The sequence below is a fragment of the Amycolatopsis sp. 2-15 genome, from assembly GCF_030285625.1.
Lineage (GTDB): Bacteria > Actinomycetota > Actinomycetes > Mycobacteriales > Pseudonocardiaceae > Amycolatopsis > Amycolatopsis carbonis.
The window spans coordinates 4,277,433-4,290,852 of sequence record NZ_CP127294.1 but is presented as its reverse complement, the minus strand read 5'-3'; the positions used below and the strand labels follow the sequence as shown (position 1 = coordinate 4,290,852).

The following is a 13,420-nucleotide window of genomic DNA, read 5'->3' as shown; positions in this document are numbered from 1 at the left end:
GTCGAGATTTTGCGATTCGTTGCAGTAAAGTTTCAGCCATGACGCGTCGACTTGCCGAAGTGGCCCGACAGGTGGGGGTCAGCGAAGCCACGGTCAGCCGGGTGCTCAACGGCCGGCCCGGGGTTTCCGCGAGCACCCGGGCCGCCGTTCTCACCGCGCTGGACGTGATGGGCTACGAACGCCCCACCCAGCTGCGCGGGGAGCGGGCCCGCCTGGTGGGGCTCGTGCTGCCCGAGCTGCAGAATCCGATCTTTCCCGCGCTGGCCGAGATCATGGGCAACGCGCTGGCCCAGCAGGGGTTCACGCCCGTGCTGTGCACGCGCACCGCCGGCGGGGTGTCCGAAGCCGAGTACGTGGAGCTGCTCCTGCAGCAGCAGGTGTCCGGGGTGGTGTTCGCCGGCGGGCTGTTCGCCCAGGCCGACGCCGTGCACACGCACTACCACCACCTTGCGGAACGGAAGCTGCCGACGGTGCTGATCAACGCCGCCGTCGACCACCTCGGCCTGCCGCAGGTCTCGTGCGACGACGCGGTGGCCGTGGAGCAGGTCGTGGGGCACCTCAGCTCGCTCGGCCACGAGAAGATCGGCCTGGTCCTCGGCCCGGCCGACCACGTACCGTCGCAGCGCAAGCTCGCGGCTTTCCGCTCGTACGCGGCGAAACTCGGCCTACCCGTGCTCGACGAACTGGTGGAGCACGGCATGTTCTCCATCGAGGGCGGCCACGCCGCGGCCGCGCGCCTGTACCCGCGCGGGGCCACCGCCGTGCTGTGCGCGAGCGACCTGCTGGCCCTCGGCGCGATCCGCGCTGCCCGCCGTCAAGGCCTCGACGTGCCGGGCGACATCTCGGTGGTCGGCTACGACGACTCGGCGCTCATGAACTGCACCGATCCGCCGCTCACGACCACGCGTCAGCCGATCGAGGCGATGGGCCGCGCGGTGGTGGAGCTGCTGGTGAAGCGGATCAACGGCGGCGAGGTCGCGGCCGAGGAACTGCTGTTCGCCCCGGAGCTCGTGGTGCGGGGGTCGACCGCGCGGCACCGGGCGTGATCACGTCCTGTTCGTAACTTGCAAATCCTCGTCGGGTTATTGCGGCGTTCTGGTCTCGCACTTTAGAGTGACGGCCATCACGACACAGCCGTCGCGACCGCGAGAAGAGGCTTGAGATGAGCAGTCCCTGGTCCCGAGCAGCGAGGTCCAGCCGCACCCAGAGAACCGTGATCGCCCTGCTCACCGCGGGCGGCCTGGCCGTGAGCCTCGCCGCCTGCGGCTCCGATGCCGAGGGCGGTGACGCCGGCGGAAAGGTCCAGATCACCGTCACCGGGCAGCCGCCGACCACGCAGCCGTTCGAGCGCAAGGTGTTCGACGCCGACGTCGCCGAGTTCGAGGCTTCGCACCCGGACATCGACATCGTGCCCCACGAGGGGTTCATGGACCCCAAGACGTTCTCCGCGAAACTCGCCGGCGGCCAGCTCGAAGACGTGTACTACGTGTACTTCACCGACCCGGCGCAGATCATCGCCCGGCACCAGGCCGCCGACATCACGGAAGCGGCGAAGAGCGTGCCGCACGTCAACGACATCCAGCCGCAACTCCTGGACAACTTCCGGGACGCGAGCGGCAAGCTCTACGGCCTCCCGACGGCGAACTACACCATGGGGCTCGTCTACAACCGCAAGCTGTTCCAGCAGGCCGGGCTCGACCCGGACAAGCCGCCCGCCACCTGGGACGAGGTCCGCGCCGACGCGAAGAAGATCTCCGCGCTGGGCAACGGCACCGTCGGGTACGCCGACTACAGCAAGAACAACCAGGGCGGCTGGCACCTGACCGGCTGGCTCTACTCCATGGGCGGTGACATCGCCCGCAAGGACGGCGACAAGTGGGTCGCCGACTTCGACAACGACAAGGGCCGCGCCGCGCTGAACTACCTGCACGCCATGCGCTGGGACGACAACTCCATGGGCAGCAAGCAACTACTGCAGGACGTGGACGTGCAACGGATGATGGGCGCGGGCCAGCTCGGCATGTACATGGCCGCGCCGGACAACGTGCCCGTGCTGGTGAAGCAGTTCAACGGCAAATACGAGGATTACGGCATCGCCGGCATGCCGGGCGCGCAGGGCACCCTGCTCGGCGGCGAGGGCTACATGATCAACCCCAAGGCGTCGGCCGCGAAGATCAAGGCCGGGCTCACGTGGATCCAGTGGAAATACCTCAACCCCGACCGCTTCGACAAGCACGTGAAGCAGTACTCCGACGGCAAGCAGCCGGTGGGCCTGCCGACCGAGCCGACGCCGGACATCTGGCAGGGCGCGGTGCGCGACCAGCAGCTGGCCGTGAAGAAGAAGTACGCCAACGTGCCCGCGGAGAACTACCAGTCCTACGTGGACACCGCGAGCAAGATCAAGGGCAGCATCGAACCGCCCAGCGCGCAGCAGATCTACGCCGCGCTCGACAGCGTGATGCAGGCCGTGCTCACCGACCGCAACGCGAACATCGACCAGCTGCTCGGCTCGGCGCAGTCGAAGGTCAACAGTGTCCTCGCCCAGGTCAGGTAACGTGCTCGACTGGCCCGCGGTCACCCCGCGGGCCAGTCGGCCCCCCGCCTCGGCCGCCGAACGCCGGCGCGCCCGGCTCAAGCGGCGCCTGCGCGAGAACCTCACCGCGTACACGCTCTTGTGCGCCGCGCTCGTGGTGTTCGCGATGTTCTCCTGGTACCCCATCGTGCGCGGAGTGCTGCTGAGCTTCCAGCAGGTCGACTTCGTGAACCCGCCGACGTGGGTCGGGTTCGACAACTTCGTGCGGCTCTTCGCCGACCCGCTGTTCGGAGTGGCGTGGCGAAACACGTTGCTGTTCACCGGGTTCGCACTCGTCTTCGGGTTCCTCGTGCCCTTCTTGGCGGCGGTGCTGCTCAACGAGCTGCACCACGCGCGGGCGTACTTCCGGCTCGCGGTGTACCTGCCGGTGATGCTGCCGCCCGTGGTCACGGCGCTGATGTGGAAGTGGTTCTACGACCCGGGTCCCGGTCTGTTCAACTCGGCACTGAACTCCGTCGGCCTGCCCGGTCTGCAGTGGCTCGACTCGTCGACGACCGCGATGCTGTCGCTGGTGTTCGTGTCCACCTGGGCCAACATGGGCAGCACCACGCTGATCTACCTGGCGGCGCTGCAGACCATCCCGGGTGAGCTGTACGAGGCCGCGGAGCTCGACGGCGCCGGGATGTGGCGGCGGCTGCGGCACGTGACGTTCCCGCAGACGCGGTTCGTGCTGCTGGTGCTCCTGCTGCTGCAGATCGTGGCCACGATGCAGGTGTTCACCGAGCCGTACGTGATGACCGGCGGCGGCCCGGACGACTCGACGGTGACCGTACTCCTGCTGCTGTACCGCTACGCCTTCGTCTACAACGACTTCGGCTCGGCCAGCGCGATGAGCCTGCTGCTGTTCGTGGCACTGGGCGTGTTCTCGGCAATGTACGTGCGGCTGACCCGGCGCGCGGACGACTAGGAGGTTCCCATGACAACCGCCTTGCCGCGCAAGGGGAAACGCGCGGCTGTCCCGTCAGGACGGACGTTGATCTCACCGTCGCAGCTGCGCACCGGCGGCGGGAAAACCGTGTACGTGATCGTGTTCGTGTGCACGTTCGTGTTGTTCACGCTGGCGTTCCTGTTCCCGTTGTACTGGGCCGTGACGGGCGCGATGAAGTCGCCGGCGGAGCTGGCGGCGACCCCGGCCACGATCGTGCCGCGCGAGTGGCATCCGGAGTCGTTCACCGAGGCCTGGGACCAGATGGACCTCGGGAAGTACTTCCTCAACACGGTGGTCGTGGCCGGCGGCGCGTGGCTGGTGCAGCTCGCGGTGGACGTGCCGGCGGCGTTCGCGCTGTCGAAGCTGCGGCCGAAGTTCGGCAACGTGGTGCTGGGGCTCATGCTCGTCACGCTCATGCTGCCGGCCGCGGCGCTGCTGGTGCCGACGTACGTGACGGTGACCGACCTGCCGCTGCTGCATCTGAACCTGATCAACTCCCCCGCCGCGATCTGGCTGCCGGCCGCGGCCAACGCGTTCAACATCTACCTGCTCAAACGGTTCTTCGACCAGATCCCCGACGAGCTGGTCGAAGCCGCGCGCCTCGACGGCGCCGGCCCGGTGCGCACGTTGTGGAAGGTCATCCTGCCGATCTCGCGCCCGATCCTCGCCGTGGTTTCGATCCTCACGATCGTGGCCGCGTGGAAGGACTTCATCTGGCCGCTGCTGGTGTTCCCCGACACCGGCAAGCAGACGCTGAGCGTGATGCTGCAACGGGTCGCGATCGACATGCCGCTCAACCTGCTCGTGGCGGGCATGGTGCTGGCGAGTGTGCCGATGATCGTGCTGTTCCTCGTGTTCCAGCGCCAGATCCTCGCCGGGCTCACCGCCGGTTCGATCAAGGGCTGAGCACTGTCCGCAAAGACTACTGGGAGGACTACGCAGTGACCGAACTGTCTTCGGCTTGGTGGCGCAGCGCGGCGATCTACCAGGTGTACATCCGCAGCTTCGCCGACGGAAACGGCGACGGCATCGGAGATCTCGCCGGTGTGCGGTCCAAACTGGACCATCTGGCCGATCTGGGTGTGGACGCCATCTGGTTCACGCCCTGGTACCCGTCGCCCATGGACGACGGCGGCTACGACGTGGCCGACTTCCGTGACATCGAACCGCTTTTCGGCACCCTCGCCGAGGCCGAGGAGCTCATCGCCGAAGCGCACCAGCGCGGCATCCGCGTGATCATCGACATCGTGCCGAACCACTGCTCCGACGAGCACCGGTGGTTCCAGGCGGCACTCGCCGCCGGCCCGGGATCGCTCGAGCGGCAGCGGTTCTGGTTCCGCCCGGGCCGCGGCCCGGGCGGCTCCGAGCCGCCGAACAACTGGAAGTCCCGTTTCGGCGGGCCCGCGTGGACCCGCGTGGAGGACGGCGAGTGGTACCTGCACCTGTACAGCTCGCGCCAGCCCGACTTCAACTGGGACAACGCCGACATCCGCGCGGAGTTCGAAGACGTGCTGCGGTTCTGGTTCGACCGCGGCGTCGACGGCTTCCGCATCGACGTCGCCGACGGGCTCGTGAAGGACCCCGCGCTGCCCGACGTCGCCGAGGGGGACGAGACGCCGTTCTCCGACCAGGAGGGGCTGCACGAGATCTACCGGTCGTGGCGCAAGATCGCCGACTCCTACGCGGGCGAACGCGTGCTCGTCGGCGAGATGTGGCTGCCCGACATGTCCCGCGCCGCGCGCTACCTGCGCCGCGACGAGCTGCACTCGGCGTTCAACTTCGACTTCCTGGTGTGCCCGTGGGACGTCTCGCGCTTCCGCGACGTCATCTCGCGCACGCTGCGCGCCCACGACGAGGTCGGCGCGCCCGCGGCGTGGGTGCTGTCCAACCACGACGTGACACGGCACGTGACGCGGTACGGCCGGTCCGGCGACACGGGCTTCTCGTTCGCGGACCGGCTGCACGGCTCGCCGGTTTCGCTCTCCCTGGGCACCCGCCGGGCGCGCGCGGCGGCACTGCTGACTTTGGCGCTGCCGGGCGGGGTGTACGTGTACCAGGGCGAAGAGCTGGGGTTGTGGGAGGTCGAGGACCTCCCCTCGGAGCTGCGGCAGGACCCCGTGTGGGCGCGAACCGACGGCGCGGACCCGGGCCGGGACGGGTGCCGGGTGCCATTGCCGTGGTCGGGTTTTGGCGCACCGTTCGGCTTCGGCGCGGGGACGCCATGGCTGCCGCAGCCGGCTTCGTGGGCCGAATACACGGCTTCCGCCGAGGCCGCCGACCCGGCGTCGATGCTGTCGCTGTACCGCGACGGCCTGCGGATCCGCGCGGAACAGCCGGCGCTCGGCGCGGGGGCGCTGGAGTGGCTTTCCCTCGGCGACGGGGTGCTGGCGTTCACGCGGGAGCCGGGGTTCACGTTCGCGCTGAACTTCTCCGCGTCGCCGGTGCCGTTGCCGGCCGCGGAGATCCTGCTGGCGAGCGGTCCCGTCACCACGGAGATCCCGACGGACACCGCGGTGTGGCTGCGGTCCTGACCGGCGAGGGAGGGCACCTCTGATTCACTCGAGGTGCCCTCCACGGATCGGGCCTTGCTCAAGCAAGACCGATCACAAGCTCGACCACCAGCCGGTACGCCCCGGTCCGGGCCGGCGTCCACTCGTTCGCCCCGAGGACCACGTCGTCGGTCACGATGCGACAGATCAGGGCGCGCACCAGCATCTGGCCCCACTCGGGCAGGTGCGACCACCGCGTCGCGAGGTCCGGCTGGGCGCCGTGCCGGCACAGGGCGTCGACGATCACGACCGCCGATACCCACGACGGCGGCCGCCAGTACACCGACCAGTCGATCACCGCCGGGGCCTGGCCGTCGGCGAACAGGACGTTGCCGAGCAAGTCCCCGTGCACGGCCTGTGAGACGAGGTCCACCGGACGGCGAGCGCCCACGAGCGGGCGCAGCAGTTCCGCGGCCGCCGCAGAGCCGCTCCGCACGGTCAGCTCCTCCCAGGCGGCGCGGTCGCCCGTAGCGCACGGATCGTCGCGCCGGTCCAGGAAAGCCGGCCGGGGCAGGCCGGCGACGGCCTGGTGGAACGCGAGACCGGCCCGCACCACGTCGTCCGCCCGGCCGACGTCCGGTTCACCCGCGACGAACAGAGCCGCCTCCCAGCCCTCGGCGAACCAGCCGCCGTCGGTGGTCCTGATCGGCGTCGCGACGCGGAACCTGGCCGCGCCCAGCCCGGATACCGTGCCGGCGCGCCACACCGTCTCGGACACGACTCCACGCGTTTCAGCACCGCCCAGCCGGCCAGCCACGTCCCGCCTCGGCCGCCGGGCAGCCGCTCGATCGGCTGGTCGGCGAGTCCGAACGCGGCCAGGACGGACTGCGGTGGCGGCGTCACGGCCGCTGATCGTAGGAGGACTCCGACCCCTTTGTCGTCGCGGTTTCGGCCGCTCAGAAGTTTTTCTCCCGACGGTGTCGATTGGCGTCGAGCGGGTTCGTAGGCAGGGTGAGGGGCCGCCCGGCCCGAACCTCATTCAAGGAGCACACCATGACCGCCACCTACACCTTCGACGTCTTCTCCAGCCTCGACGGCTACGGCTCCCACACCGGCGACTGGGGCGGCTACTGGGGCAAGCAGGGCCCCGAGCTGCTGGCGCGCCGCCTCGAGCTGTACGGCGAGGGGCAGCGGATGGTGTTCGGGAAGACCACGTTCAAGGACAGCGTCGAGATGTTCGCCGAGTTCGGCGTGGAGAACCTCGACCCCTGGGTCGCCCTGATGCGGAACCTGCCGGCCACCGTCGTCTCCACCACCCTGCGCGGCCCCCTGGACTGGCCGGACGCGACGGTCATCAGCGGCGACGCCGTCGATGTCGTCGCGCGCCTCAAGAAGGAGTCCGACGCACCGCTGCGCTCGCACGGCAGCCTGGCGATGAACCGCGCCCTGATGGCGGCCGGCCTGGTCGACCGCGTGCAGCTCACGGTCTTCCCCGCACTCACCGGCCGAACCGGCGCCGCCCGCATCTTCGAGGGTGCCGAGGACTTCGACCTGGAGCTCCTGGAAAGCCGCACCCTGGACGGAAACACGCAGGAACTGATCTACCGGCCCACGCGCCACCCGTGAGTGGCCTCAGGCCGTCAGCTTGTTCGCGCGCGGGCGGCGCGGAGGCGTTCGAACGCCTTCGGCCGCCCGACCGCGTCGAGACGGCCGGCGATCTCGCGGGCGCAGTCGGCCGCCGTGCGGTGAGTCGTGTCCACGACGAGGTCGCTGTCCCGGTGGGAGTAGATCAGCGTCTGCGACGCGGCGAGACCGTGCGGCCGATCGCCGCGCGAGCGCTCCCGCCGGGCGAGCTCCTCCGGCGCGCAGTGGACGTCCACAAGCGTGACGTCGTAACCGTCGAGGACGACGAGGAGGTCGTCGAGGCGCCACGGCTCGCTGAGCAGGTAGTCCATGACCACGTCGTTCCCCGTGGACGTTAGGGCCGCGACGGCGCGGTGGTAACCCCGCCGGGTTCGTCTCAGCATCTCCTGGACCCCGGCGTCGTCGAGCTCACGGGTGTAGCGCGTCGACCGCATCCCGCTGATCCCGTCGACGGGGACGTGGAACCAGGGGTCGGGCAGGATCGCCAGCAGTGCCTGCCCGATGCTCGACTTTCCCGAGCTCGAAGGGCCGTTGAGGAGAATGACCCGGCCGCGCGCCACTGGCTCCATGATCGAACTGTAGCCAGCGGCGCCGATCGATCGCCCTGCGACCGGATCTCAGGCAGTCAGCTTCAGAACATCCACCCCACGCACGTTGTCCGCCACATACACGTACCCGTCGTGCCAGTACGGCGCCCACGAGCTGGCGTCCGCCGGGCGGAAGTAGGCGATCTGGCGCGGGTTGGTGGGGTCGCTGACGTCGAGGAAGCGCGTGCCCTGGGAGTAGAAGGATTGGACGAGCACGTGGTCGCGCAGGTCGAAGTAGTGGGCCGAGCAGTCGTCGGAGGCGGGGTCGCTGCCTTCCTGGCCCGCGACGCTCCACGTGCCGATGCTCTGCAAGCGGAAGGGGTCAGTCGGGGTCGAGCGCCAGCCTTCACCGTTGTATGAACCGGCCAGGGACGAGATGGTGAGCACGCCGTCGCCCGCGCAGCCGTCGAGGAAGTTCTCCTCGGTGGCGTACACGAGGTCGTGGCCGCGCCAGGCGCCGGCCTCGCGGGGGCCGACCGGGTGGAAGCTGTTGTGCAGGAACTTCGACGGCGCGGCGGTCTCGTCGACTCCGCCGCCGGCGTACGGGATGGGCGCCAGGGCCGTGGCGCGGTGCACGCCGCCGCGGACGGGGTCGCGGTGCAGGCCGCTGGTCCAGTAGCCGCGGACGCCGCCGCGGCCCGAGACCCACGCGACGCCCGCGGAGTCGACCTGGACGTCGTGCACGTAGTCGGTCTGGCCGTCGTTGCGGGCGAGCTCGATGGGGTCCGGGTGGACGACCGGGTGGCGCGGGTCGCGCACATCGGTGACCCAGATCGGGCGCCCGCCCCAGTCGGCCGGCTGGTCGTCGGCCTTCGCGGGGCCGCCGGTCCACAGGTAGCGGCAGCCGTCGACGCAGCTGGTGGTGTGGCCGGCGGGCACGCGCACGTAGCTGAGGATCGTGGGCTTCTCCGGGCGCGAGACGTCGACGACGTAGATGCCGGACTCGCCGGTGTGCGTGTTGCCCTCGAACGCCCGCGGGTCACGCGAGAGGAACACCAGCTTGCGCTTCGCGTCGACCTCGGTGTCCTCGGTCTCCCACAAGCCGGGCAGGCTGAGCTGCCCGATCGCCTTCGGCGCGGCGGGGTTGCGCGTGAGGTCGTAGACCTTGAGGCCGAACTCGCCGGACACCACCATCACGTCGCGGTGACCGTACTGCAGGAAGTTGGCGGAGATCGCGCCCGCGGCGTCGGGCACGTTGCCGACAGCGCGCACGCCCTTGATCGCGCCCGGATCACCGGCGGTGTGTTTGGCCTGCACCGCCGGTTTGTCGTCCTCGCCGCACGCGGCCGCGGGCAGCTCGGTCGCGATGAGCGTCGCGGCGACTGTGGTCAGGGCCAAGCAAGATCGAACCCACCAGCGTCGCACACGAACCTCCCAGAACGCCCAGCGTGACCGTTGCACTCTAAGACGGTGACCAACCGGACACAACCGCCTTTCGTCTCTTTCCAACTGGTATTAAGACACCATGCGCCTGCCTGCCCTGCTCGTCGCCGCGGTGGTGGCGTTGTCCGCGCTCGCCGGCTGTTCGTCCGACGAGCCGGCGCGCCCGGGCGTCGTCACGGTCGGGCTGCAGGAGCCGGGCACGCTGCTGCCCGCCGACGTCGACGACCAGGCCGGCCGCTTCGTCACGGGCGCGCTGTGGACGCCGCTCGCCGACTACGACCCGGCCACGGGCAAGCTCACCCCGCGCGCCGCCGCGGCGATCACGAGCACCGACCGCGTGACGTGGACCGTGACGCTGCGCCCGGGGCTGAAGTTCCACGACGGCACCCCGGTGACCGCGCAGTCCTATGTGGACACCTGGCAGGCCATCGCCGGCGAGAACTGGGAGGCCACGCCGGTGCTGACGAAGTCGTTGCGGGCCAAGCAGATCACCGCACCCGATGCGACGACGATCCGGCTCGTGCTCGACCGCCCGAGCAGCCAGGTGCCGGCGTGGCTCTCGGCGCCGGGGCTCGTGCCGATGCCCGCGTCCGTGCTCGCCTCGCACGACTGGAACGGCTTCGCCCGCCACCCCGTCGGAGACGGCCCCTTCCGCCTCGCCGACGACTGGGCCCCCGGCACCGGCGGCACCCTCGTGCGCGTCACCCCGGCCGAGGGCAAGGCGACCGAGGTCGACCTGCGCGTGGGCGACCCGGTGGAGCAGTACGACGCCGTGCGCGACGGCTCGCTCGACCTCGTCACCTCCGTCGCCGGCGAACGCCACGAAGCCATGCACACCGACTTCGCCGACCGCCACACCACCTGGCCCCTGCCCGAAGCCGGCTACCTCGTCTTCCCCATGGCCGACCCCCGCTTCGCCGACGCGGCCGTCCGCCACGCCTTCGCCCTGGCCGTCGACCGCTCAGCGCTGGAAGCCGGCCCCCTCGCCCACCAGGTCGACCCGGCCCACGCTCTCCTGCCACCCGCCGACGCCCCCGGCGAACGCACCGGCACCTGCCGCCCCTGCTCCTTCGACGCGGCCGCCGCCAAGTCGCTGCTGGGCCAGTCCGCCTTCACCGGCCCCACCACGGTCTACTTCGACCCCGGCGCGGGCCAGTGGACGCGCCCCCTCGCCACCGGTGTGGCCACGGCGCTGGGGGTAGCGGTGACCGCCGCCCAGCGCCCGAACGGTCGCGTGACTGGTCCGTCCACTGTGGACTTGAACCTCGCCTCCGCCAGCCCGGCGGACCTGCTGTCGGCCCTCGCCTCCGCCTCGGGCTACTCCGACGCCGGCTTCGAGCAGGACCTCACGGCGGCGGAGTCCGCGGCCACCACCGCGGAAGCCGGGCAGCTGTACCGCGTCGCCGAGAACCAGCTGCTGCGCGACCTCCCCGTGGCGCCCCTGTGGACGGGCCACGGGCACGCCGTGTGGTCGCCCCGCCTGCACGACGTCACGGCGGCGGCGTTCTCGGGGATCGACCTGGCGAAGCTTTCCGTCTGATCACACGCTCGCGTGGCGCTCGAGAACCTCGACAAAGGCGCTGGTCGACGGATCCGGCCCGGGGCCGGCTGTAAGCCGTGAGCACCCGGCGCACCGGCTCCGCCGGGCCCAGCACGCGGCCTTCGAAGTTCGGCGGGAGCACGTTGGCGGGCACGAGAGCGGGCCCCAGGCCGGCGGCCGCGAGGATGGGGGCGGTGGCCGTCTGCTCGGTGCGAACAGCAGGGCGCGGGCGGAAGCCGGAGTCGGCGCAGGCGGCGTCGAGGATTTCGGCGAGGCCGTGGCCGGGGGCGTAGTGCACCCAGGCGCAGTCGGCGAGCGTGGCCAGGTCGACGGTGCCGTGGTCGCCTTCGGTGGCGCCGTCGGACGGGAGGACGACGACGAACTCCTCGATCCCCGGCGAACGCACCGGTCCTTCCCAGCCGGCGGGCTCCGGGCCGATCGCGACGTCGGCTTCGCCCGCGATCATGGCTTCGCGAAGTTCGTCGGTGTGGCGGTGTTCGAACAGCCGCACATCGACCGCCGAGTGGTCGCGCCGCCAACCACGCAGCGCGGAGGGGAGCACGCCGAGGCTGACGGAGTAGACCGTGGCGACGAGGAGCTCCCCCGCCATGAGCCCGGACGCCTGCCGGGCGGCGCAGCGGGCGCGTTCGGCATCGGCGAGGGCGGCGCGGGTGTGCCGAAGCATCGCGCGGCCCATCGGCGTGAGACGGACCGAGCGAGGCAGCCGTTCGAGCAACGGTCCGCCGACGTGCTGCTCCAGCGCCCGGACCTGGTGCGACAGCGCGGTTGCGCCACATGGAGCTGCTCGGCCGCACGCCGGCCGAACACCTGCGCGGCCTCGGCTGGGACATCGTCGGCCTCTCGCGGCGCGGCGGGCCCGGCGCGCTGTCCGTCGCCCTGCTCGACTCCGCGACGCCCACGATCCGGCCGTCGGTGGTGGGCGGCACCACGCTCGGCAACCCGATGAACCTCGCGCTCGTGATCGCCGTGTACGCGTCGATCTCGAAGGAGCTCGGGGTGCCGCCGCGCTTCCCCGGCAAGCCCGGCGCCTACGACAGCCTCCTGGAAATGACCGACGCCGGGCTCCCGGCGGAGGCCACGGTCTGGGCCGCGACCTCCACCCGCAACGAGGCGTTCAACATCGCCAACGGCGACCTCTTCCGCTGGCGGCGAGCTGTGGCCGAAGCTCGCCGCGTACTTCGGCCTCGACACCGCGCCGCCGTTGCCCATTTCGCTGGCGACCGTGATGGCGGACAAGGAACCGCTGTGGTCCAGGATGTCCGCCGAGCACGGCCTCAAGGCGACCTACCGCGACGTGTCCGCCTGGCCCTTCGGCGACTTCGTGTTCTCCTGGGACTACGACATGTTCGCCGACACGTCGAAATCACGCCGCGCCGGCTTTCACTCCTATGTGGACACCGAGCAGATGTTCCACCGCCTGTTCGACGAGTTCCGGCGCGACAAGGTCACCCCCTGCCGCTCAGGCGTTCGGGTCCAGCCCGACCTCGGCCGGCTTCGCCGTCGCCAGCGTGCCGTTGAAGCGGTCGTCCGTCAGTTTGAACGTCGCGTCGCCGAAGTCGGCGGAGGTGAGCTTGTCGCGGATGCCCGCGGGGTAGTTGTCCCAGCCCACGAGGCCCTTGACCTGCCACACGCCCTCGTCGTTCTCGGGTGGCTCGTCGCCGTTGCCGTCCTTGGGGAAGCGGAAGTCGTGGGTCGAGACGCCGTCCTTGTGGTACACGGCCTTCGGGTGGGTGTCCTGGAACGGGACCTCCGAAGCGGGCTTCGTCTCGTAACCCTGGTGCTGGGAAACGGAAATGTACTTCGCCTGGTCGTCCTGGACCCACACGACGATGTGCTCCCAGTCGTGCTTGTGGCCGGCCGACACGGGGCCGTCGGAGACCTGGTCCTTCTCGAAGTAGTAGCCGTAAAGGTAGGCGCACCAGCCGTTGTTGCACTTGGACCGGGAGTAGACGTTGGTGTTGGCCAGATCGGACTTGTCGTGGCAGTTGCCGTTCACCGCGCCGCCGAGGTCGAGGCCCGGGTTGAGGGTGCCGTCGGGGCCGATGGCGGGGGTGTTGTAGCAGCCGTCCTTGTCGAAGTCGAGCGCGGGCTGCCACTTGGCGTCGGCGGCGGGCGCGCCGGCCGGCAGGGCCGAGGGCGGATCGGCCCATGCGGTCGCAGAACCGAAAACCAGTGAACCGGAAACCACCGTGGCGATCGCCAGCCTACGCAACGTGCGGTGCTTCATCGAGCGGG

At 70.4% G+C, this 13,420-nt stretch carries 11 protein-coding genes and 2 pseudogenes; 8 read left to right on the top strand and 5 right to left on the bottom strand.

Features of this window, described 5'->3' with window-relative positions; all coding sequences use genetic code 11:
* The first annotated feature begins 38 nt into the window (after positions 1-38).
* The 5 genes from QRX50_RS21310 to QRX50_RS21290 all read left to right on the top strand — a co-directional run bounded on the left by QRX50_RS21310 (position 39) and on the right by QRX50_RS21290 (position 6,052).
* The gene (locus tag QRX50_RS21310) at positions 39-1,046 is read left to right on the top strand and encodes a LacI family DNA-binding transcriptional regulator (RefSeq protein ID WP_285973675.1); all 1,008 of its coding nucleotides are present in this window, start codon (positions 39-41) and stop codon (positions 1,044-1,046) included.
* A gap of 116 nt (positions 1,047-1,162) precedes the next feature.
* Positions 1,163-2,554, top strand: coding sequence for an ABC transporter substrate-binding protein (locus QRX50_RS21305; protein WP_285973674.1), 1,392 nt, complete (start codon positions 1,163-1,165; stop codon positions 2,552-2,554).
* Complete coding sequence (locus tag QRX50_RS21300; protein ID WP_285973673.1) at positions 2,532-3,500, top strand: carbohydrate ABC transporter permease; 969 nt, start codon at positions 2,532-2,534, stop codon at positions 3,498-3,500. Before QRX50_RS21305 ends, QRX50_RS21300 begins: the two co-directional genes overlap by 23 nt.
* Before the next feature lie 9 nt (positions 3,501-3,509).
* Positions 3,510-4,427: a carbohydrate ABC transporter permease gene (locus QRX50_RS21295; protein ID WP_285973672.1), complete on the top strand. Its 918-nt coding sequence runs from the start codon at positions 3,510-3,512 to the stop codon at positions 4,425-4,427.
* Between the two features lie 44 nt (positions 4,428-4,471).
* A complete protein-coding gene (locus tag QRX50_RS21290) occupies positions 4,472-6,052 on the top strand; it encodes a glycoside hydrolase family 13 protein (protein WP_434533354.1) in 1,581 nt (526 codons plus the stop codon).
* A gap of 58 nt (positions 6,053-6,110) precedes the next feature.
* Here QRX50_RS21290 and QRX50_RS21285 read toward each other — a convergent pair whose 3' ends face one another.
* Positions 6,111-6,788 carry a TIGR02569 family protein gene (locus QRX50_RS21285; protein WP_285973670.1) on the bottom strand — a complete coding sequence of 226 codons (678 nt, stop codon included), beginning with the start codon at positions 6,786-6,788 and terminating at the stop codon, positions 6,111-6,113.
* A gap of 275 nt (positions 6,789-7,063) precedes the next feature.
* On the opposite strand from QRX50_RS21285, the gene QRX50_RS21280 reads away from it, so the two are divergent.
* A complete protein-coding gene (locus QRX50_RS21280) occupies positions 7,064-7,636 on the top strand; it encodes a dihydrofolate reductase family protein (RefSeq protein ID WP_285973669.1) in 573 nt (190 codons plus the stop codon).
* A gap of 14 nt (positions 7,637-7,650) precedes the next feature.
* Here the strand turns inward: QRX50_RS21280 and QRX50_RS21275 are convergent, their stop codons facing one another.
* Both QRX50_RS21275 and QRX50_RS21270 read right to left on the bottom strand, forming a co-directional pair.
* The gene (locus QRX50_RS21275; RefSeq protein ID WP_285973668.1) at positions 7,651-8,223 is read right to left on the bottom strand and encodes a chloramphenicol phosphotransferase CPT family protein; all 573 of its coding nucleotides are present in this window, start codon (positions 8,221-8,223) and stop codon (positions 7,651-7,653) included.
* A 48-nt stretch (positions 8,224-8,271) separates the two neighbouring features.
* Positions 8,272-9,573, bottom strand: coding sequence for an LVIVD repeat-containing protein (locus tag QRX50_RS21270; protein WP_353074162.1), 1,302 nt, complete (start codon positions 9,571-9,573; stop codon positions 8,272-8,274).
* Between the two features lie 133 nt (positions 9,574-9,706).
* Between QRX50_RS21270 and QRX50_RS21265 the strand changes: the two genes are divergently transcribed.
* Positions 9,707-11,164 (top strand): ABC transporter substrate-binding protein, encoded by a 1,458-nt coding sequence (locus QRX50_RS21265; protein WP_285973666.1) that lies wholly within the window; start codon positions 9,707-9,709, stop codon positions 11,162-11,164.
* Here the strand turns inward: QRX50_RS21265 and QRX50_RS21260 are convergent.
* Positions 11,165-11,992 (bottom strand): annotated as a pseudogene (locus tag QRX50_RS21260) (LysR family transcriptional regulator).
* A gap of 93 nt (positions 11,993-12,085) precedes the next feature.
* Here QRX50_RS21260 and QRX50_RS50380 point away from each other — a divergent pair.
* A pseudogene (locus tag QRX50_RS50380) lies at positions 12,086-12,638 on the top strand (Rossmann-fold NAD(P)-binding domain-containing protein); the annotation flags it as partial.
* Positions 12,639-12,644: 6 nt separating this feature from the next.
* Here the strand turns inward: QRX50_RS50380 and QRX50_RS21255 are convergent.
* On the bottom strand, positions 12,645-13,412 hold the full coding sequence (locus QRX50_RS21255; protein WP_285973665.1) for an NPP1 family protein: 768 nt from the start codon (positions 13,410-13,412) through the stop codon (positions 12,645-12,647).
* Positions 13,413-13,420 lie beyond the last annotated feature (8 nt).

What these genes read in the sequence shown, in the direction of transcription:
- QRX50_RS21310 (WP_285973675.1), top strand. Translation starts at nt 39, where the DNA reads ATGACGCGTCGACTTGCCGAAGTGGCCCGACAGGTGGGGGTCAGCGAA.
- QRX50_RS21305 (WP_285973674.1), top strand. Translation starts at nt 1,163, where the DNA reads ATGAGCAGTCCCTGGTCCCGAGCAGCGAGGTCCAGCCGCACCCAGAGA.
- QRX50_RS21295 (WP_285973672.1), top strand. Translation starts at nt 3,510, where the DNA reads ATGACAACCGCCTTGCCGCGCAAGGGGAAACGCGCGGCTGTCCCGTCA.
- QRX50_RS21280 (WP_285973669.1), top strand. Translation starts at nt 7,064, where the DNA reads ATGACCGCCACCTACACCTTCGACGTCTTCTCCAGCCTCGACGGCTAC.
- QRX50_RS21275 (WP_285973668.1), bottom strand. Translation starts at nt 8,223, where the DNA reads ATGGAGCCAGTGGCGCGCGGCCGGGTCATTCTCCTCAACGGCCCTTCG.
- QRX50_RS21265 (WP_285973666.1), top strand. Translation starts at nt 9,707, where the DNA reads ATGCGCCTGCCTGCCCTGCTCGTCGCCGCGGTGGTGGCGTTGTCCGCG.
- QRX50_RS21255 (WP_285973665.1), bottom strand. Translation starts at nt 13,412, where the DNA reads ATGAAGCACCGCACGTTGCGTAGGCTGGCGATCGCCACGGTGGTTTCC.